Raw genomic sequence first — 18,526 nt, 5'->3', positions numbered from 1 at the left:
ACCTTAATCCTTTGATTTAATCCCTAGAATTATCGCGCAATTATCTGAGGATGGTTTAAGGTAATTTTTGAATGGAAATAGTAGCGCTGAGCTCTTCACCGCCGCCACCTGTCCGAACTCCCTTAACGGGAGCAGCAGAGTAATAGTCTTTGCCAATAGCTAGACGAATATGGCGGGCATCTACTAGACATGCGTGAGTAATGTCAACACTGGTCCAGATTCCTTTATCGATATCACTGCAAAAATCAATCCAAGCATGGCTAGCTAAGTTTGGAGATTCTTCTGCAAAGAAATATCCGCTCACATAGCGCGCTGGAATATGGGATGCACGACATAAGCCGAGCATGACATGTGCATGGTCTTGGCAAACACCGGATTTCATGATGAAAGATTGCGCAGCCGTGGTCGCAAAATTGGTCTGTCCGGGTACGTATTGGATGGTCTCTTGAATAGCAGTTGCCAACTTGAGCACATCATCGACAGAATTCTTCTTGGGAAGTTTGCTAGCATAATAGGCCAGCATTTCTTCGCTTGGCTCGGTCAGGTTAGTTTGCTGCAAAAGATAGTATGGAGATACAGCTTTTTGGTTATCGATAAACTCATAGGCATCTTGGGTTCGTATTTCTCCTTCTGCCTCAATCATCATGGAGGTATAGGGGCTTTCTTGAACAAAGACGCTGCAGTGATTACCAAAGGCATCGATTGAATTCGAGGCTTTAATCGGAGTATTGATTTTCCATTTACCGACTTCCTGACCTGCATTGGTAATTGGTGTTAGACGTAGCTCTTGAATGGAATAGCGTACTGGGGTTTCATAGCGGTATTCGGTGCGATGGCGGATCTTTAGATGCATATATTTTTAAATTCTTTAGATAGCAGCTAATGGGATAAGGTAGGCACTACTAAACTCATCGGCAATATGATTGATGCGTTCCAAGAAGGTCTCAATAAACTCCTCTAAACCTTGCTCAAAGACTTCATCAATATCGGAGTAATCAAGACTTGCTTTGAGCTTTCCTAATAGACGATCAATTTCTTTTGATTGCTGGTTTTTCATCTCTGAGAGCAGTGGGATCAATTCATTGATACAGCATACTAATGAGCGTGGCATTTGCTTGTTGAAAATCAATAACTGAGCTACTTGCTTTGGTGTGACTTGATCTGAATAAATTTGTCGATAAATTTCAAAAGCGGATACAGAACGGAGTAGTGATGCCCAGTGGTAAAAATCAAAAAAGTTATCGTCATTGCCATCCTCTAACGCTTGAATAGCATCTTGTTCTTCATATTTATTTTCTAGAATGCGGGCGGTGTTATCAGCGCGTTCTAATAGCGTTCCTACGCTAATAAAGTAGAAGGCTTCATTTTTTAACATCGTGCCATGCATGACTCCTCTAAAGAGATGGCAACGGTGCTTTACCCATTCCAGTAATCTACTGGGGTCAGCTTGATGCCTTGCCTCTAGAATTTGCTGTAATTCCAGCCAGGTAGTATTTTGTGTTTCCCATACCTCAGAAGTAATTCGACCTCGTATGACGCGAGCATTTTCTCGAGCTGCAAATAAACAAGAAACAATGCTGGATGGATTGCTGGTTTCATAAATCATGAAGTCCAATACATTTTCACGATTGATCACATCATGTTTGCTTAGAAAGCTCTCTTCTAATTTCGAGATTGTGAGTAATTTTTTCCAGCTTTGCTCTAGAAATTGAGCAGGTTGAGGTAATAGTGATGTTTGATGATTCACATCAAGCATCCGAGCAGTATTTTCCGCTCGTTCAGTGTAGCGAGCCATCCAATAAAGGCAATCAGCCGTGCGACTTAACATGTTTGCTCTTTCTTCATTCCTCAAGCACCCAAGTATCTTTGGTGCCACCGCCTTGGGAGGAATTAACAACTAAAGAACCTTCTTTCAGGGCGACTCTAGTCAATCCGCCAGGGACCATTTTGATAGTTTTTCCCGAGAGCACAAATGGTCTCAAATCAATATGTCGAGGCGCAATGCCTGACTCCACAAAGGTAGGGCAGGTAGATAATGCTAAGGTGGGTTGTGCAATGTATCTATCTGGATTCGCAATCAAATGGGCTCTAAATTCTTCAATCTCTGCTTTTGTGGATGCTGGGCCAACCAACATTCCGTAACCACCAGCACCGTGAGTTAGCTTCACTACTAATTTCTCTAGGTTCGCTAGGGTGTACTCTAAATCATCTGGCTTGCGGCATTGAAAAGTTGGCACATTATTTAGAATTGGTTTTTCGCCAAGATAGAACTCGATCATCTTTGGAACGTAAGGGTAGATCGATTTATCATCGGCGATTCCAGTGCCAATAGCGTTAGCTAGGGTTACATTGCCAGCGCGATAAGCAGAAAGTAGGCCTGCCACTCCAAGAGTAGTGTCTGAGCGAAAGGTTAGTGGATCTAAGAAGTCATCATCAATACGGCGATAGATCACATCAACTCTCTCAGGCCCCTGAGTGGTACGCATAAAGACTTGTTCATTCTTTACAAATAAATCTTTACCCTCGACCAACTCAACACCCATTTGCTGTGCAAGATAGCTATGCTCAAAATATGCGGAGTTATACATACCTGGTGTCAGCACTACTACGTTCGGCTTTTTGACATCATCTGGTTTGACAGCTTTCAAGCACTCCAATAGAAGATCTGGGTAATGACCTACGGGGGCAACACGATATTTTTGAAATAGATCCGGAAAAAGGCGCATCATCATCTTGCGGTCTTCAACCATATAAGAAACACCAGAAGGAACGCGCAGATTATCTTCTAGAACATAAAATTCACCCTCGCCTGCTCTAACAATATCAATGCCTGCAATTTGTGCATAGATGTCACGAGGCACACTCACATTGCGCATCTCTGGGCGATATTGAGCATTGTTAAATATTTGCTCTGCGGGAACAATGCCGGCTCTGATGATATCTTCATCGTGGTACACATCGTAGATAAAACGGTTGAGTGCTTTAACGCGTTGCCGTAAACCTGTTTCTAGAAGTTCCCATTCCTTGGCGCTAAAGATGCGGGGTACTTGATCAAATGGAATAGTTCTTTCTGCACCCAGGTCATCTCCATAAACAGCGAAGGTAATGCCAACACGCCTAAAGATTAGGTCAGCTTCTGCACGCTTTAAACCCATCAAGGTTTCACTTTGTTGCATTAACCATTGATGAAAAATTTGGTAATGGGGACGGGGTTTGCCGTTAGCATCGAGCATTTCGTCATATGGCAAGTTCATAGTTCCTCAACATACGCCTGTAAAAAATACTGAGCCAAATTGATGGGAACAGCTTGGTGCTTTAGTGCACTACTTTAGTGCATTTATGAGATGAGACCGCCTATTTCAAACTTTCCATTCATGCTCTTTCGGGGTGTAGCAAGCAATGCATTCTCAATCTATTGAACTTGCATAGCTACCGCTATATTTTTGGGTAATCTGGCAAGTATCTTATGAGCGACTTTTAAGACTGAGACAATTTAAATAGCCACTTAGCTCACCGAAAAGAAACAAACCAAAAATATCTTCGAGTGATTTTTTTTGAGCGTTACTTTAAGTGACGCTTATTTCCTCAAAAATACTTTGGAGCAACGAGGTGTTAGATGGTTGCTCCAAAAATCCTTTGGTTTCGAAAACCAAAGAGTGAGGGGCCACTTCCTTTAAATCCCCGAATCTGCTTACACATTTGCTTACACACCGACACTGACCACCCGCAGACCCCCTGTTTATATGGCTCTATCTTGGGCTTCTGCTCTCATAAGAAAGAAGCCCTAGGGGTCTTGTAACAAAGACCTCAATAGATTCAAGAGGTTAGTGGTCGATTAGGCGGTCAAAATTGCTTACACACCGCTTACACACCAGAGCAAAAACCGAGGTGTGTAGTAAATGCGGTTTTAGTGTGGTTTTGCAGTGGTAAACACCAGCAGCAAGGTGTGTAGTAAATGTAATGATTAAGGGCCCATAGCTCAGTTGGTTAGAGCAGAGGACTCATAGCGAAAGTTGTGCCTTATGCGTGGAAACTGCATAAGGGATGGTGTCAAATTCGGAGAAAGCTAAGTTCAGCAATGAATACGCTAACGCCGAGCCAAGCTTCAGCGTGAAAGTGCTGTTGAAGGTGTAGAGACTAGACGGCACCCATCTAAGTTGAGCAATCAATATGATGAAGGCATAGTCCAGGGAGTAGTGAAAGCTACACAAACCGGAATCCTTTGGTCCCAGGTTCAAGTCCTGGTGGGCCCACCAGAAATGAAAATACCAACCTTCGGGTTGGTATTTTTTTGTCCATAATTAGGTATGCAGAAAAAAATTAAAGAATTCGAGAAAGCTAAAGAGCTAATAGAGCTTATGTCCTCAGTATCTAATCTAGAGGAGTATGAAGAGTATTGGAAAGAATTTCTACACAGTTTAGATAGAGGCTTTAATAAGCTAAAAGATTTATATAAAAATGATAAGCGAGCTAAAAGGGTAATTGATACTATAAACACGGCTAGAAATTCAGATCCTTTAATAGCCTACCTAATGCAAGCAAGAAATTCGGATGAGCATTCTATGCGTCAGATTACCGATAAGGCTGGAGGTTATACAAAAATTACAGGCGGATTGGGTGGTGGAAAAATAATTAGAGGAATTCTTGAAGGTGGAAAAGCGCCCGATAATTTAGTAATAGAGGGAAATTTTGATATTGAATTCAAAATTGATTCTTTACATATTATTTCGGTAATCAATTGTGGGAAAAAATTTGATCCGCCTAAAATATGTGCAGGTAAAGATATTTCTACCGAAACCCCGCATATCATTGCAGCAATTGGTCTAGATTTTTATCTTGAAAAAATATCTCAAATAGAAATAGCAATTGGCACATCATAGATAAGCGTTACTTTAAGTTACGCTCGTTCCCCGCAATCTCCCCAATAATCACCAAAAATAGCCACACTTTCTTTTGGCTAAATTGACCCCTGTTTTTGCTCCAATCAGGTTGCTCTAGCCTAGCGTCAGAAGCTAAAGTATGTGTATGGCAACTAAAAAAGAAAGTACACATCAACTCATACACCGTAACCTAACCCTCTATTAACGCGAGCATAGTGCCGTATGGCAATGTCGCTATAAGGTAGATAACAAGTGGATACGAGCCACTACTAAAGAGACTCAGCTTGACTTGGCAGTGAATAAAGCTAAAGAGCTTTTAGAGGGGTTTAAATGATATTTTTTGATGTTTCTTGTCAATCTCTGGCATAAAACTTTACAATAATTTCATAAAACTTTACAATAATTTCATAATACTTTACAAAAATAGACATGAAATTTGCTAAAACAAAACGCTCCCAAGAAGTACGTCAGTTCTTGGTGGATGGCGTTAAAGCCAATCAACTCGATTTAGCTCATTCCGCAATGGAAAGGTTTGGCCTCACTAGGCAGGCTATCCATGCGCATTTTGCAGCCTTAGTCAGCGATGGATTTTTAGCTTCCAGTGGTAGTACAAAGGCACGGGTATATCAGTTAGGCGTAAAGCGATTTCATGATGGCCTATTTAAATTAAAGGGACTAGAGGAGTCTGAAGTCTATTCACGTGACTTTAGTGAAATATTTAATGGCTTGCCTAAAGAAATTGCCAATATTTGTCATTACGGTTTTACTGAAATGCTAAATAACGCCATTGATCATTCGGAAGGCACCGAGGTCTATATTCATGTAGAAAGAACGCCCGATTTTGTTTCAATATCAATTATTGACAATGGCGAGGGAATTTTTAACCATATAGCTAGATTATTAAAGTTACATGATCCACGTGAATCTATTTTGGAGTTGAGCAAAGGAAAGCTCACTACGGATCCAAGCAATCATACTGGGCAAGGAATCTTTTTCTCATCTCGTGCTTTCGATGAATTTTTTATTTTTTCTGGTGATTTAGTCTTTACACATGCAGACGACTCGGGAATAGATTTTTTACTTCATAACGAAAAAAGTCATCAAGGAACCAGGGTTGTCATGAAGATAGCGCTTAATTCAGAAAGAATATTGCGTACAGTATTTGATAGTTTCAGCGGCACGGAAGACGAAGATTACGCGTTTAATAAAACCGTTGTTCCCGTTAAGCTAGCTCTATACGAAGGTGGGCAGCTTATTTCGCGTTCACAGGCGAAGCGTATTTTAAATCGCGTTGATCGTTTTAAAACTGTCCTATTGGATTTTAAGGGTGTTGAATCAATTGGTCAGGCATTTGCAGATGAAGTATTTCGTGTTTTTGTTAAACAAAATCCGCAAATTACCATTCACTCTATTAATGAGAGTCTTGAGGTGAAAAAAATGATTAAGGCTGCTCAAAGTAATTTTGGGTAAAGACTAGACTGCACCCATCTAAGTCCAGTAACGGATATGATGAGTCTATAAGCTGGGGAGTAGTGAAAGCTACGCAAACTGGAATCCTTTGATCCCAGGTTCAAGTCCTGGTGGGCGCACTAGAAATAAAAATACCAACCCTCAGGTTGGCATTTTTACATTCTTAGTAAGATAAGTTGAATAGTGCAAAAACTCGCTTATCTTATTTGTCAAAAGCTTGTTGTAATGATTTTTGATCCTTGGTGCCTTGCTGTAAAAGCAGCATTAACAAAATTCTGGCTTTCTGAGCGCGCAAGTCATCTGCCATAACTGCTCCTGCATCAACCGTAGTTTTTCCTCCACCAATAAATCCATAGCTACCCATAACGCGGCCATTAAGAACGCGAGTGGAAATCACCACGGGAATATTTTTTGAAATTGCGTATTTAACCCCCTCATACATGGATTCATTCATGTTACCCATGCCTAGAGCTTGAACTACTATTCCATCAGCCCCGCGATCCACGGCTGACTTTAGTGCAATTCCATCTGCACCACCATACATTGCCACGATATCTACCGTTGGCATTTTGTCAGACTTAATCTTGATGTACTGGCGTCTAATCGGATTGTAAGCATAAAAAATACGATCCTGGTAAACCTCGCCAATAATTCCAAAGATTCCAGAATTAAATGTTTCCACGTTAGCTGTATGAGTCTTGGTGACGTATCTGGCTGAGTTGATCTGGTTATTCATTGCCAGTAGAACCCCTTTGCCCTCTGATTGTTTGTCAACAACAATCCGTACAGCATTGGTCAGGTTTCTTGGGCCATCAAAATCGGATACAGATGCATTCCTTTGGGCTCCAATCAAAACGACGGGTTTATTAGACTTAATTGTTAAATCAAGCCAAAAAGCTGTCTCTTCTAATGTATCTGTTCCATGCGAAACAATGACGCCGGCTATATCTGAGCGCTCCAGGGCTTCTTGTACTGCTTTTGTAAGGCTTACCCATCGCTCGGGATTCATATAGTCCGATGGAACATTAGAAATATTGCTAACTTCAATTTTGGCGTATTTACCAACTTCTGGAGCTGCAGCAAGTAAGTCATCTCCATTGATGGCCGGTACAGGGGCATTTTTTACAGGATCAATCTTCATCGCAATCGTACCGCCAGTTGCAATGAATTTGACTGTCGGAAGATTTTGTGCGGCAACTTGCTTGAGCGGTATTAAAGAAATAAGGCTCAAAATTATTAGATGTTTGTATTTCATTTTGTAAGCGTACCCCTGTGCATATTTTTAGAATAATTAATGAATTTGGTAAATCTGTAATGAAATTTATCCTATTCACCCAAAGCTTAGGGTTTTTACTGGTTTTTTAGATTTCGCATCTTGGAGCAGTTATGAATTGGTAATTAGATTTACTGGCATCAGTAGTTTCCATTAACCCTGCACTAATTTGGAGCCTGATAGATTACGATGAAGTAGCAGTAATTAAAAATAAAAAATACGGGGATATGTAATGACTAATAAGAAACTCAATCCATCTTTAAAAATGCGTCGCGGTTTTATGCAAGCTTCAGGTATGGCGGCAATATCGCCACTTATCCCAGACTTTGCATTTGCACAGCCTGCATCAAAGAGTGCGCTGGCTACTTCGGGTAAGGGTATGGTGACAAGTCCACACGAGCTGGCGACAGAGGCGGGATTGAAAGTACTGCAATCTGGCGGAAATGCAATTGAAGCGGTTATTGCTATTTCTTCTTGCCTGTCGGTAACTTATCCGCATTTCTCAGGATACGGCGGTGACGCATTCATGATTATTAGTGATGCCAATGGTAAAGCCCAGACAATTTCCGGGATTGGGCAGGCGCCACAGGATATTAGCGGGTACTCGGGTAGTATCCCTGTTCGAGGCCCAAAATCCATGCTGACAAGTGCTGCTTATGTCGATACTTTGGGTAAGGCATATGAAATTAGCAAAAAAGATCTTCAAGGTAAGAAATCATGGTCATCACTATTGACACCGGCTATTAAATTAGCAAAAGATGGCTTTCCTGTTTCAGCATCGGAAGTGTTTTGGCTCAATTTCCGCTTAAAAGAAATGGGTTCACTGCCTGGAGTTGAGTCTGGTTATTTGATTAATGGAAAAGTCCCCGCAGTTGGTGAAATCTTTAAGCAAGCAAAGCTGGCTAAAACAATCGAGATGATTGCGGAGCGTGGATATAGAGATTTCTATGAAGGTAAGCTCGCTGCAATTTTGGCAAAAGGACTAAAGGATGCGGGCTCACCGTTAACAGCACGGGATCTGGCCTTAACCCAAGCACAAATTGAGCCGCCATTAAGTGTTGCGTATCGCGGAGGAACTTTGCTTGGCAACCAACCTCCAACTCAGGCTATTACAACTTTAGAGATCATGGGTATCTTAGAGCGCTTTGATTTATCTAAGATTCCTGAGGGTAGTCCTGATTATTACCATCTCTTAGTGGAGGCGGTGAAGCTGGCCTTTATTGATAGAAACAAGTTTGTGGCTGATCCGAAGTTTGTAGACGTTCCAAGTCAAAGACTGCTATCTAATGCTTACCTAGATCAGCAAGCCAAGAAGATTCAAATGGAATCGGCCATGCCTTGGCCATATGTTTACAAGAACGGCGATACAGTATTTTTAGCGGCAGTAGATAGCAAGGGAAACTGCGCTTCTATGCTCACTACGGTTTATTTCGACTGGGGTAGCGGTGTGCAAGTTGGTGATACCGGAATGCTTTGGCACAATCGTGGAGCCTCTTTTAACTTGGATCCAAAGTCACCCAATCGTCTTGAGTCTGGCAAGCGCCCATTTCATACACTGAATCCTGGTATGTATATTAAAGATGGAAAACCAACCATTCTTTACGGCACTCAAGGGGCGGATGGTCAGCCACAGACATTGGCAGCTGTATTAACTAGATTGATTGACTACAAGATGGATCCATTAACGGCATTGACCAAGCCTAGATTCTTGTTAGGTAAAACATTCTCAGATACTAGGGACTCCTTAAAGCTTGAAAAAGATGCTGGGCAAGAGGTATTTGTTGAGCTCGGCAAGCGTGGTCATGAAATGAGTGAGATTGCCGCTCAAAGCCCATTAGCTGGACACCCTGGCGCCATAGTGATTGACTACCAAGCTAAGAAGATCACTGGAGCACATGATCCAAGAAGTGATGGAAGGGCCTTAGGAGTTTAGATTCGATCTTTTAGTTTTAGGTTGAAGTCCTAGTGAACCACTAGCAAAAAAACCCTCATCAGCAATGGTGGGGGTTTTTGTCTTTTTAGTCCTTCTGGAGGATTTGCTCAAATGCATTTACGAATGACTCAGGAGCTTGGGCTCCTTGCAAGAGGTATTCCCCATTGAGAATGATGGATGGGACCGAGCTGATACCAGCGCCTGTATAAGTCACTTCTTCTTCTCGCACTTCGTTTGTAAACTCTTTGCCATTGAGTATCTCTTGGGCCCTGTCTTTATCGAGTCCAGCCCGTAGTACTGCATCTATTACATTTTCTTGTTTATCTAGATTTACTGCGAGGCAAAAGTAAGTATTGAGCAATTCTTTTTTTAGCTTAGCCTGTTTTTGTAGGTCATATTCTTTGCTAGCCCAATATAAGAGGCGATGAGCATCAAAAGTGTTGTAAACCCTTTTCCGTCCTTCTGGATGAAACTCAAAGCCTGCCTCTAGCGCCTTGGCCCGAATATTTGCTTGGTTGGCTTGGACCTGTTCTACGGTTAAGCCATATTTTTCAGTGAGGTGCTCAATGGCATCCTGACCACCCAAGGGCATCTTAGGATTGAGCTCAAAGGGCCGAAAATGAACCTCAAAATTTGCTTTGTCACTTAATTGGGCAATTGCCTGATTGAGATTGCCTAAGCCTACGGCACACCAAGGGCAAGCAACATCGGATACATAGTCAATTTTGATCGTTGGTTTCATGGGATTCATTCTACAGAAGCCAATGTATTGTGAAATGATTTAGAAGGTCAGATACATTGAGTGTCTCCTAGGGGCAACTACTTAAATACGCCCCAATTTATCTGAAGTACAGTAGATGAAAATAATACAAGGAGACAGTAAATGATTCGCTATACATTCAATACCATTTTGCTCATCTGTACTGCGGGCTTACTAGGGACTACTACCCCTCTATTCGCGCAAGTTGGATTCCCACCACCACCCCCGAAAGTGAGTCCGGCTGCTGGGGTGATTGATATGCATGTGCATCCAGATCCCGATGTATTTGGTAGATCGCTGACGGATATTGAGCTTGCAATGATCGCTAAACGCAAAGGCATGCTCGGTTTTGTAATTAAAAATCACGTTGTTACGACTGCAGACAGAGCTGCACTTGTGATGCAGCAAGTTCCGGGCATTGAAGTTTGGGGCGGAATTGTCCTCAATAAATCTGTCGGGGGTGTAAATCCATCTGCAGTGGAGTGGATGCACCGTATGTCAGGCGGTCGCGGCAAAGTGGTATGGCTCCCTACCTTTGACTCCGATAAGCATGTGAAGACACTAGTTGATAAAAATAAATCTGGTCTTGTTGTAACTGCTAATGGCAATGTCACGCCAGAGATGGAAGAAGTTTTAAAGATCATTGCGCGAGAAAATTTAATTTTGGCAACAGGCCACGTTTCAGCTGAGGAAATTATGGTGGTAGTTAAGCGTGCAAAAGAGTTGGGGGTAAACAATATTTTAATTACCCATGGCTTAACCAATATTCCAGGTCTGAGCATGGAGCAAGCTAAGCAAGTTGCTGCGATGGGTGCAAAGATTGAGATTTGTTACTTGCAGTTTATGACTGGCCCAGATGCTCAATACAAGTGGATGACGCATTGGGAGAAGGTAGATGCCAATACTGTGGCAAAGGCAGTCAAGGAAATCGGTGCAGAGCACTTAGTGTTATCGACCGACCTAGGTCAGCAAGGGATGATGACGCCTCCTGATGGAGTTGAAAATGAGATTGCAGCCGTTAAGGCTGCAGGCGTTTCTCAGTCAGATATTGACACTATGATGAAAAAGAATCCTGCCAAGTTATTAGGGTTGAAATATTAACTTTTGACTGTGGTTTTAGGGCCTAGGCCCAAGTGGCCTCACTAGCAACATTAATGCCAACTCTAGGGTTGGCATTTTTTTATTGCATTGAGTTTAAAGAGTTATATGAATCAGCTTAGTATTACTGTAGATTAAATCAATATACGAATGGTACTTATGTCATCAGATGCATTATTTCCTGGATTTCAGGCGCGTGTTTTTGAGGTGAATGGAATTCAAATTGCTGGCCATGTGGGTGGGTCTGGTTCACCACTATTGCTATTGCATGGACATCCCCAAACCCATGCTATTTGGCATAAGGTTGCCCCAGAGCTCATGAAAAAGCACACATTAGTCATGACGGACCTACGGGGTTATGGAGACTCTTCTAAACCTGAGGGTACAAGTGACCATAGTAATTATTCAAAGAGAGAGATGGCACAGGATCAAGTTGAGGTGATGCGCCAACTTGGATTTAATCGTTTTGATGTGCTGGCGCATGATCGGGGTGCGCGAGTCGCACATCGTTTAGCGATGGATCATGCTGCCTCAGTTAGAAGCTTGATCATGCTTGATATTGCACCCACCCTCTCTATGTATGAAAAAACCAATGATGCATTTGCTAAAGCCTACTGGCACTGGTTCTTTTTAATACAGCCTTCGCCTCTGCCGGAGCGACTCATTGAAGCGGATCCTGCAGCTTATATTCGGGATTTAATGGGAAGGCGCCATGCCGGTCTAAAGCCCTTTGATCCCAGGGCCTTAGCTGAATACATGCGCTGTATTGCCTTGCCTGGAGCGGCGCATGGGATGTGCGAGGATTACCGCGCTGCAGCCGGAATTGATTTGATTCACGATCGTGAAGACATTGCAACTGGAAGGAAGTTGGAGATGCCCACGATGGTGCTGTGGGGTGCGGATGGCGTGGTTGATAAATGCTTTAAGCCCCTCCAAGAGTGGCAGGCGATTTGTCGAAATGTGATTGGTGAGACTTTGCCTTGTGGGCACTATCTTCCAGAAGAGGCGCCAGATATTCTGCTGGAAAAAGTAATGCCATTTTTAAATCGAGATAGTCGATGAGCGCTAAAACTCTGTATCAAAAATTAGTGGATTCTCATACGGTAGTGAAGTTAGATGAGGAGAATGTGCTGCTCTTCTGCGATTTACATTTGATGAATGAATACACTAGTCCACAAGCGTTTTCAGGTCTGGATGAAAAAGGTCGTGAAGTGCTTATGCCGGGACAGAATATCTCTGTTGTGAGCCATATCATTCCTACTCATCATGAAATGCCTAGAAAGATTGCTGATCCAGCCTCTTCATTGCAAGCGTTAAATCTGAAGAAGAATTGTGTAAAGCACAACATCCCCTTGTTTGACACCAATCACCCATTGCAAGGCATTGAGCATGTCGTATCACCCGAGCATGGCATGGTACGTCCAGGTATGGTGATCATTTGTGGTGATAGCCACACTACTACCTATGGCGCTTTAGGGGCGCTGGGTTTCGGTATTGGAACATCCGAAGTTGAGCATGTACTGGCTACCCAAACCTTGGTATACCGCTTAGCTAAAAATATGCGTATCCAGATCAATGGAGTATTGCCAGCTGGCACCACTTCTAAAGACATGATATTGAACATCATTAGCCAGATTGGTGCTAAGGGTGCAATTGGCTACGTAGTTGAGTTCAGTGGATCGGCGCTAATAGATTTGAGTACTGAGGCACGCTTTACTTTATGCAATATGGCAGTGGAGGCGGGCGCTCGAGGAGCCTTAATCGCACCAGATAAAACAGCTATCGATTACGTGCTGGCGAGATGTCCTGATATTACGGGTAAGATAAAAGACCGTGCATTAGCGTACTGGGCAAGCTTATATTCAGATGCAGATGCTCAGTTTGAAAAAGAATATGAGTTTGATGCAAGTGATATGGCGCCCTTTGTAACTTGGGGAACCAGTCCAGATCAAGCCATTGCTATTAACGCTACTATTCCAATAAAGGATTCTATTCAAGATCCAATTGATCAGTTGAGTCTTGAACAAGCCTTGAGATATACCAAGCTATCTGATGGTCAAACATTAGAGGGTACGCCAATTGACCATGTATTTATCGGCTCTTGCACTAATGGCCGTATTGAAGACTTGCGGAATGTGATTGCCGCAATCGGTGATCGCAAAGTAGCGCCCGGTGTTCGAGCGATGGTTGTGCCGGGCTCTGGCGCCGTTAAAGCTCAGGCTGAAAAAGAGGGCATTGCCGACAAGCTCATTGCCGCTGGTTTTGAATGGCGCAAGCCGGGTTGCTCCATGTGCCTTGCCATGAACGATGATGTTTTAACTTCTGGCACACGCTGCGCCTCCACAACTAATCGCAATTTTGAGGGTCGTCAAGGTAGGGATGCAATTACCCATTTGATGAGTCCTGCAATGGCAGCTGCTGCTGCAGTCACGGGCAAGATTACAGATGTACGTAAGTTACAAGGAGCTAACAATGCATAAGCTATCCAAAATTAATGGACACGCCGCCTCGTTACGTATTGCTAATTTTGATACTGACCAAGTCATGCCAAAGCAGTTTTTACGCGGCATCGATAAGTCTGGCTTAGCGCAGGGTTTATTTTATGATCTGCGCTTTGATGAGCATGGAGAGCCAAAGCAAAACTTCTTTTTGAACCAGCCTGCTTATGCAAAAACGGATGTTTTGATCGCAGGCTCAAACTATGGCTGTGGTTCTAGTCGTGAACATGCTGTTTGGGGGATGCAGCAGTTTGGATTTAAGGCAGTCATTGCTTCTAGCTTTGCAGAGATTTTCTACTCCAATGCAATGGGTAATGGTTTATTGCTGGTTGTTTTGCCTGAAGATCAAGTGCAAGCTTTAATGAAAGAAGCTGATGATAAAGGCGCACCAATCAGCCTGGATATTGATATTGAGAGCCTCACGGTTCGCACTATCAATCATCAGTTCGCATTTGCCATGTCAGCAAGACATCGCCGCATGTTCTTGGAAGGCTTAGATGTGATTGGCCTTACCTTAAAGTACAAGGCAGAAATCGATGCTTTTGCCCAGGAGCACTGGAATAAGCAAGCTTGGGTAAAGGATGTTGCAAGAAAAACGATGGACAGGCTCAGTTGAGTGTACTGAGCGGCCATCTGTTGTGTAATTAGTACTTACGAAAACTATTTTGGCAAAAGAATAATCTCTCCAACGCCAGAGTGATCATGCCTATCGCCAAAACTGCGACTAAACTCAGCTTGAGCAAATTCTCCAGAACAATGGCCTGCAGCCACTCTTTCGATACCCCATTTATTCTTAAAGTTAGAAGCAATTTGAGTAATTTGTTGGTCGCTAACATCCACTAGATGGAGTCCTCCGGCCAGTGTATAAATTTTGGGATCAATTTCAGAGGCGGCTGCTAGTATTTTTTCAATACCCGGATGAGAGCATCCCACGATAACTGCTAGTCCCTTAGGGGTCTTAATGGCTAATGAAAGTTCATTCAACTCCATAGTTCCTTTATTCTCGGATATGGTCTTAAATAGATAAAATCCAGGCATTACTTCGGTTGGTTTATCGATTAATGTGATGTTTGCTGTTGGCCAAGCTGAGTCAACTTTGTACCTATCCTCATACTTACCATCAAAGTAATGTAGATCATGTGGAACATCATCTACTTTCCTAGATATCAATTTTCCAAGTGGACTGGCGCCATTAATTGGATTGCCAAACGAGCCGGGTTCAGTGGGGGCATAAAACTGAACCTTGGGGTTTTGCTCTAAAACAAATTGGATTCCTGATGTGTGGTCACCATGTCTGTGAGAGAGCACAACAAAGTCTAAGTTCTTCAGGTTAATTTTTAGTTTTTTAACATTTTCCGCAAATACTTTATATTGCCCGCCGGTATCAAACAGAATCCGTTTTCCACCATACTCGATAAGTGCCGCGTATCCCCAGCCACGACCCAGGTCAGAGGGTTTCCCAAAGGCATCATAAATAATCGTTATTTGTGCTGGCTTACTGTTCTGAGCGAGTAGAAACCCCGGCACAGAAATGACACTTGATGCGACCAACATTTTTAGTATCTGACGACGTTGCATATTTCCTCCTGGGTTGTGAATAGTCTAAGTCGATATCAAGCAACTTATTCCAATGAAGATTTGGTAAATACCCTTAGCAAGGGTTTTTTTCTTGATAGCCCTCCTATTTTGAGTCGGGATTCTGGATTTATCCACATCTACTAAAATTGCTTGCTATGCTTAGCCATCCTTTTAAATATCTGAATGTAATAAATGAATATCAACTCTGACTACAGTAAGAGAGTCGTGATTAATCATCATGATCTACCTTGGGTTCCTAGCCCTGAAGCGGGTATTGAAAGACGTATGCTGGATCGTGTTGGCGATGAAATTGCAAAGGCAAGCTCGATCGTTCGTTATTTACCTAATTCTCATTTTCCAACGCACACCCATGAATTTGGTGAGGAGATATTGGTGCTTGATGGAGTATTTAGCGATGAAGCCGGCGATTATCCGGCTGGCACCTACATCATGAATCCCCCTGGATCTTCTCATGCTCCTCATAGTCAAACGGGTTGCACTCTTTTTGTGAAGCTGCGACATCTTGGAGTTGAGCAAGTGGAGCGAGAGCTCGTTGATACCAAATCAGCGCCTTGGCATCAAGGCATGGTTCCTGGTCTTCATGTAATGCCGCTCATGCGGCAGGGTAATGGATCCACTTTGGTTCGATGGGCTCCCCAAACCTATTTCAACCCACATAAGCACTATGGAGGTGAAGAAATCTTTGTGGTGGACGGTGTGTTTGAGGATGAACATGGGCGCTATCCCGCTGGCTCATGGATCAGAAGCCCCCATTTGAGTTTGCATCAGCCTTTCAGTAAAGAGGGATGTACTATATTTGTTAAGACTGGTCATTTATTAGTTTGATTGTGTTTACAGGATTTTTTATGAAAAATTTATTCAAGATATTTTTATTGCCCCTATTCTTTATTGGCTCACTTCCCTTGTGCGTTCAAGCAGCTCCACCGCTTCCGCCTTTTTATGAAGCTGTCACAAAAATGAGCCCCGCAGGAAAATTGGGGCAAATCGTAAAGCAAGAGAAAATTAAAACATCAGTGCAGGGTGCGCAAGCATGGAGAATTGCTTATATTTCATCTGATGTAGCTGAGCGCAAGACTATTGCCACGGCGGTCATCATTGCCCCTCTGGGAGCCGCCCCAAAAGAAGGAAGACCTATTTTGGCGTGGGCGCACGGTACCACGGGATCGGCTCAAAGTTGTGGCCCATCCCAAATTGTTGATCCAACCGCTCCCTTGAATGAATATTTTTTAGCGGATGGCAACTCTTGGACCGACTACGGCATTCCGAATGTTGAGCAATTCATTAAGGAAGGCTATGTGATTATTGCCACGGATTACCAAGGGCTGGGCGGTGGTGGTAAACATCAATATGCGATTGCGGGGACCAATGGTAGAGATGTTATTAATTCTGTAAGAGCAGCAAGCTCAATGAAAGAGCCTGGCGCTGGCAAGAGGGCGATTGCTTACGGTTGGTCGCAGGGTGGCGGAGCAATTCTAGCTGCTGCAAGTTTGCTTGACTACCAATCCCTTCAAGGCACTGCCGCAGATAATCTTCAATTTCTTGGGTTTATTGGCTTGGCACCAGATGATCAAGCAGCTATGCTCCGTAACCCACCGACTGATGAGCTTGGCGCGAACAAGTTGATCAATGAATTTACTCAGGCCAATGTCCCGAATATATTTTTATTCGCTCACTATGTAATGGGTCTTTGGGGTGCTCAAGCCGCATATCCACATCTCAAGTTGACAGATATCCTGACTGATGAGGGCGCGCAGTTTGTGGATAAATTGGCTAGTAATAAGTGTGTTCATGTGATGGCTGATTCTTTTAATTATGCTTATGGAGACAAGTACAAGTCTTTGTTGAAGCCTCAGGCTAGCAACTCCTTAGCCTGGGTAAAAGCGTTAATTGATGGTAGTGTGAAGCCAATTAAACCTGTTGTACCAGTTGTTATTTACTGGGGCACTAAAGACACTGCAGTTCCCCCAATTGAGCATGAGCTATATCAAAAGCAGATGTGCGCTATGGGTGCAAACATACAGAGAGTCCAGTTGCCAGGAGAGCAAACCCACTTTAGTACTCCCGGCGTTTCAGCTCCCATGTATCTGACTTGGATTAAAGATCGTATTGCTGGAAAGCAATTGGCTAATGGATGTCCAGTTAATTAGATCGACGTTCACTTTCAAGGCGCTAAACTCTAAAATAGAAACTATTTTTAACGGCTTACTTTTTGCTTATTATGAAAAATATCTCATCATTGATTTTTTTGCTAGCTGCAAGCTTTGTATCTGCGGGATTAACTCATGCGGCAGAAGATGTTAGTCCTATTCCTGCAATTTCTGAAGCTTGGCGCTTTGAAGTAACGCCTTACGTTTGGGCGCCTGGTATTAGAGGCACTCTCGGTCTTGATAGTGGACTTGCGAAGTCGGCTAGCTTTAATTCAAGTGATGTTGTGAGTAATCTTAAATCTGGGGGCATGATTTCTGCAGAAGCGCATAAGGGGAATTGGGGTGTCATAGGCGATGTAGTTTCTGCCACTTTGCAAAAAACTGGTGTGATTCCAAATACAGGTAATACCGTTGGAGATAAGATTACTTTGCAGCAGACGATATTGACTGGTATGGCAAGCTATACAGTCGCTAATACCAAAGACGTTTATCTAGATGCCTTGCTTGGTGCAAGAGCGATCTATGCGACAGCTACATTAAATGTGAATGGATATGGCGCAGCATCTAAAACTACTTCTACAGTCGATCCTATTATTGGTGCTAAAGGTCGTTATCGAATTGCAGATTCCACTTGGTATGTACCGTTCTATGGCGATATTGGTAGCGGAGGAGGTGCGACAAACTTAACTTGGCAAGCAATGGCTGGAGTAGGTAAAACCTTTGGTAAGTTGATTGATGCTTCGCTGACCTATCGTGCTTTGTACTATGACATGAAAGAGGGTGGTGTTTTGCAAAAAACCACTATGCTGGGGCCCCAAGTTGCTGTGACATTTAAATTTTAATTTTCTTAAAAGATAGCCCATTCAAG

At 43.0% G+C, this 18,526-nt stretch carries 16 protein-coding genes; 10 read left to right on the top strand and 6 right to left on the bottom strand.

From position 1 onward, the window contains the following. Positions 1-55: 55 nt before the first annotated feature. The 3 genes from FD977_RS08765 to FD977_RS08755 are packed head-to-tail and all read right to left on the bottom strand — an operon-like array spanning position 56 to position 3,254. Complete coding sequence (locus FD977_RS08765) at positions 56-853, bottom strand: transglutaminase family protein (RefSeq protein ID WP_215305048.1); 798 nt, start codon at positions 851-853, stop codon at positions 56-58. Between the two features lie 15 nt (positions 854-868). Continuing rightward, positions 869-1,828, bottom strand: a complete 960-nt coding sequence (locus FD977_RS08760; protein ID WP_215305046.1) for an alpha-E domain-containing protein — start codon at positions 1,826-1,828, stop codon at positions 869-871. A gap of 13 nt (positions 1,829-1,841) precedes the next feature. Further along, positions 1,842-3,254, bottom strand: a complete 1,413-nt coding sequence (locus FD977_RS08755) for a circularly permuted type 2 ATP-grasp protein (protein WP_215305044.1) — start codon at positions 3,252-3,254, stop codon at positions 1,842-1,844. A gap of 1,053 nt (positions 3,255-4,307) precedes the next feature. Between FD977_RS08755 and FD977_RS08750 the strand changes: the two genes are divergently transcribed. Beyond that, positions 4,308-4,880 (top strand): hypothetical protein, encoded by a 573-nt coding sequence (locus FD977_RS08750; RefSeq protein ID WP_215305042.1) that lies wholly within the window; start codon positions 4,308-4,310, stop codon positions 4,878-4,880. 429 nt (positions 4,881-5,309) lie between these two features. Further along, positions 5,310-6,350: an STAS-like domain-containing protein gene (locus tag FD977_RS08745; RefSeq protein WP_215305040.1), complete on the top strand. Its 1,041-nt coding sequence runs from the start codon at positions 5,310-5,312 to the stop codon at positions 6,348-6,350. 202 nt (positions 6,351-6,552) lie between these two features. On the opposite strand, the gene FD977_RS08740 is transcribed toward FD977_RS08745, so the two are convergent. After that, entirely contained in the window at positions 6,553-7,605 is a 1,053-nt protein-coding gene (locus tag FD977_RS08740) for an asparaginase (RefSeq protein ID WP_215305038.1), read from the bottom strand. 250 nt (positions 7,606-7,855) lie between these two features. Here FD977_RS08740 and ggt point away from each other — a divergent pair, with 250 nt between their 5' ends. Continuing rightward, positions 7,856-9,556, top strand: a complete 1,701-nt coding sequence (gene ggt / locus FD977_RS08735; RefSeq protein ID WP_215305036.1) for a gamma-glutamyltransferase — start codon at positions 7,856-7,858, stop codon at positions 9,554-9,556. An 85-nt stretch (positions 9,557-9,641) separates the two neighbouring features. On the opposite strand, the gene FD977_RS08730 is transcribed toward ggt, so the two are convergent. Further along, entirely contained in the window at positions 9,642-10,298 is a 657-nt protein-coding gene (locus tag FD977_RS08730) for a DsbA family oxidoreductase (protein ID WP_215305034.1), read from the bottom strand. Between the two features lie 141 nt (positions 10,299-10,439). Here FD977_RS08730 and FD977_RS08725 point away from each other — a divergent pair, with 141 nt between their 5' ends. The 4 genes from FD977_RS08725 to leuD all read left to right on the top strand — a co-directional run bounded on the left by FD977_RS08725 (position 10,440) and on the right by leuD (position 14,528). Then, positions 10,440-11,417 carry a DUF6282 family protein gene (locus tag FD977_RS08725; protein WP_215305032.1) on the top strand — a complete coding sequence of 326 codons (978 nt, stop codon included), beginning with the start codon at positions 10,440-10,442 and terminating at the stop codon, positions 11,415-11,417. Between the two features lie 156 nt (positions 11,418-11,573). Next, positions 11,574-12,476 carry an alpha/beta fold hydrolase gene (locus FD977_RS08720; RefSeq protein ID WP_215305030.1) on the top strand — a complete coding sequence of 301 codons (903 nt, stop codon included), beginning with the start codon at positions 11,574-11,576 and terminating at the stop codon, positions 12,474-12,476. Then, on the top strand, positions 12,473-13,894 hold the full coding sequence (gene leuC, locus FD977_RS08715) for a 3-isopropylmalate dehydratase large subunit (protein ID WP_215305028.1): 1,422 nt from the start codon (positions 12,473-12,475) through the stop codon (positions 13,892-13,894). The genes FD977_RS08720 and leuC overlap by 4 nt, the downstream gene beginning before the upstream one ends. Then, positions 13,887-14,528, top strand: coding sequence for a 3-isopropylmalate dehydratase small subunit (gene leuD / locus FD977_RS08710; protein ID WP_215305027.1), 642 nt, complete (start codon positions 13,887-13,889; stop codon positions 14,526-14,528). The genes leuC and leuD overlap by 8 nt, the downstream gene beginning before the upstream one ends. A gap of 44 nt (positions 14,529-14,572) precedes the next feature. Here leuD and FD977_RS08705 read toward each other — a convergent pair whose 3' ends face one another. Beyond that, on the bottom strand, positions 14,573-15,490 hold the full coding sequence (locus tag FD977_RS08705) for an MBL fold metallo-hydrolase (protein WP_215305025.1): 918 nt from the start codon (positions 15,488-15,490) through the stop codon (positions 14,573-14,575). Positions 15,491-15,682: 192 nt separating this feature from the next. Between FD977_RS08705 and FD977_RS08700 the strand changes: the two genes are divergently transcribed. The 3 genes from FD977_RS08700 to FD977_RS08690 all read left to right on the top strand — a co-directional run bounded on the left by FD977_RS08700 (position 15,683) and on the right by FD977_RS08690 (position 18,500). Then, positions 15,683-16,336, top strand: a complete 654-nt coding sequence (locus tag FD977_RS08700) for a cupin domain-containing protein (protein WP_215305023.1) — start codon at positions 15,683-15,685, stop codon at positions 16,334-16,336. Between the two features lie 20 nt (positions 16,337-16,356). After that, positions 16,357-17,658 (top strand): lipase family protein, encoded by a 1,302-nt coding sequence (locus tag FD977_RS08695; protein WP_215305022.1) that lies wholly within the window; start codon positions 16,357-16,359, stop codon positions 17,656-17,658. Between the two features lie 71 nt (positions 17,659-17,729). After that, positions 17,730-18,500, top strand: a complete 771-nt coding sequence (locus FD977_RS08690) for a hypothetical protein (protein ID WP_215305020.1) — start codon at positions 17,730-17,732, stop codon at positions 18,498-18,500. Positions 18,501-18,526: the final 26 nt, after the last annotated feature.

Origin of the sequence: Polynucleobacter sp. AP-Elch-400A-B2 (assembly GCF_018688355.1) — a bacterium.
In the GTDB taxonomy this organism is placed as follows: Bacteria; Pseudomonadota; Gammaproteobacteria; order Burkholderiales; family Burkholderiaceae; genus Polynucleobacter.
This window is presented reverse-complemented; position numbering and strand designations above follow the sequence as displayed.

Excerpts from the sequence above, each read along its gene's own strand:
- FD977_RS08720 (WP_215305030.1), top strand. The coding sequence starts at position 11,574 with ATGTCATCAGATGCATTATTTCCTGGATTTCAGGCGCGTGTTTTTGAG.
- FD977_RS08765 (WP_215305048.1), bottom strand. The coding sequence starts at position 853 with ATGCATCTAAAGATCCGCCATCGCACCGAATACCGCTATGAAACCCCA.
- FD977_RS08740 (WP_215305038.1), bottom strand. The coding sequence starts at position 7,605 with ATGAAATACAAACATCTAATAATTTTGAGCCTTATTTCTTTAATACCG.
- FD977_RS08750 (WP_215305042.1), top strand. The coding sequence starts at position 4,308 with ATGCAGAAAAAAATTAAAGAATTCGAGAAAGCTAAAGAGCTAATAGAG.
- ggt (WP_215305036.1), top strand. The coding sequence starts at position 7,856 with ATGACTAATAAGAAACTCAATCCATCTTTAAAAATGCGTCGCGGTTTT.
- FD977_RS08695 (WP_215305022.1), top strand. The coding sequence starts at position 16,357 with ATGAAAAATTTATTCAAGATATTTTTATTGCCCCTATTCTTTATTGGC.
- FD977_RS08760 (WP_215305046.1), bottom strand. The coding sequence starts at position 1,828 with ATGTTAAGTCGCACGGCTGATTGCCTTTATTGGATGGCTCGCTACACT.
- FD977_RS08690 (WP_215305020.1), top strand. The coding sequence starts at position 17,730 with ATGAAAAATATCTCATCATTGATTTTTTTGCTAGCTGCAAGCTTTGTA.
- FD977_RS08755 (WP_215305044.1), bottom strand. The coding sequence starts at position 3,254 with ATGAACTTGCCATATGACGAAATGCTCGATGCTAACGGCAAACCCCGT.
- leuD (WP_215305027.1), top strand. The coding sequence starts at position 13,887 with ATGCATAAGCTATCCAAAATTAATGGACACGCCGCCTCGTTACGTATT.
- FD977_RS08730 (WP_215305034.1), bottom strand. The coding sequence starts at position 10,298 with ATGAAACCAACGATCAAAATTGACTATGTATCCGATGTTGCTTGCCCT.
- FD977_RS08700 (WP_215305023.1), top strand. The coding sequence starts at position 15,683 with ATGAATATCAACTCTGACTACAGTAAGAGAGTCGTGATTAATCATCAT.
- FD977_RS08705 (WP_215305025.1), bottom strand. The coding sequence starts at position 15,490 with ATGCAACGTCGTCAGATACTAAAAATGTTGGTCGCATCAAGTGTCATT.
- FD977_RS08725 (WP_215305032.1), top strand. The coding sequence starts at position 10,440 with ATGATTCGCTATACATTCAATACCATTTTGCTCATCTGTACTGCGGGC.
- FD977_RS08745 (WP_215305040.1), top strand. The coding sequence starts at position 5,310 with ATGAAATTTGCTAAAACAAAACGCTCCCAAGAAGTACGTCAGTTCTTG.
- leuC (WP_215305028.1), top strand. The coding sequence starts at position 12,473 with ATGAGCGCTAAAACTCTGTATCAAAAATTAGTGGATTCTCATACGGTA.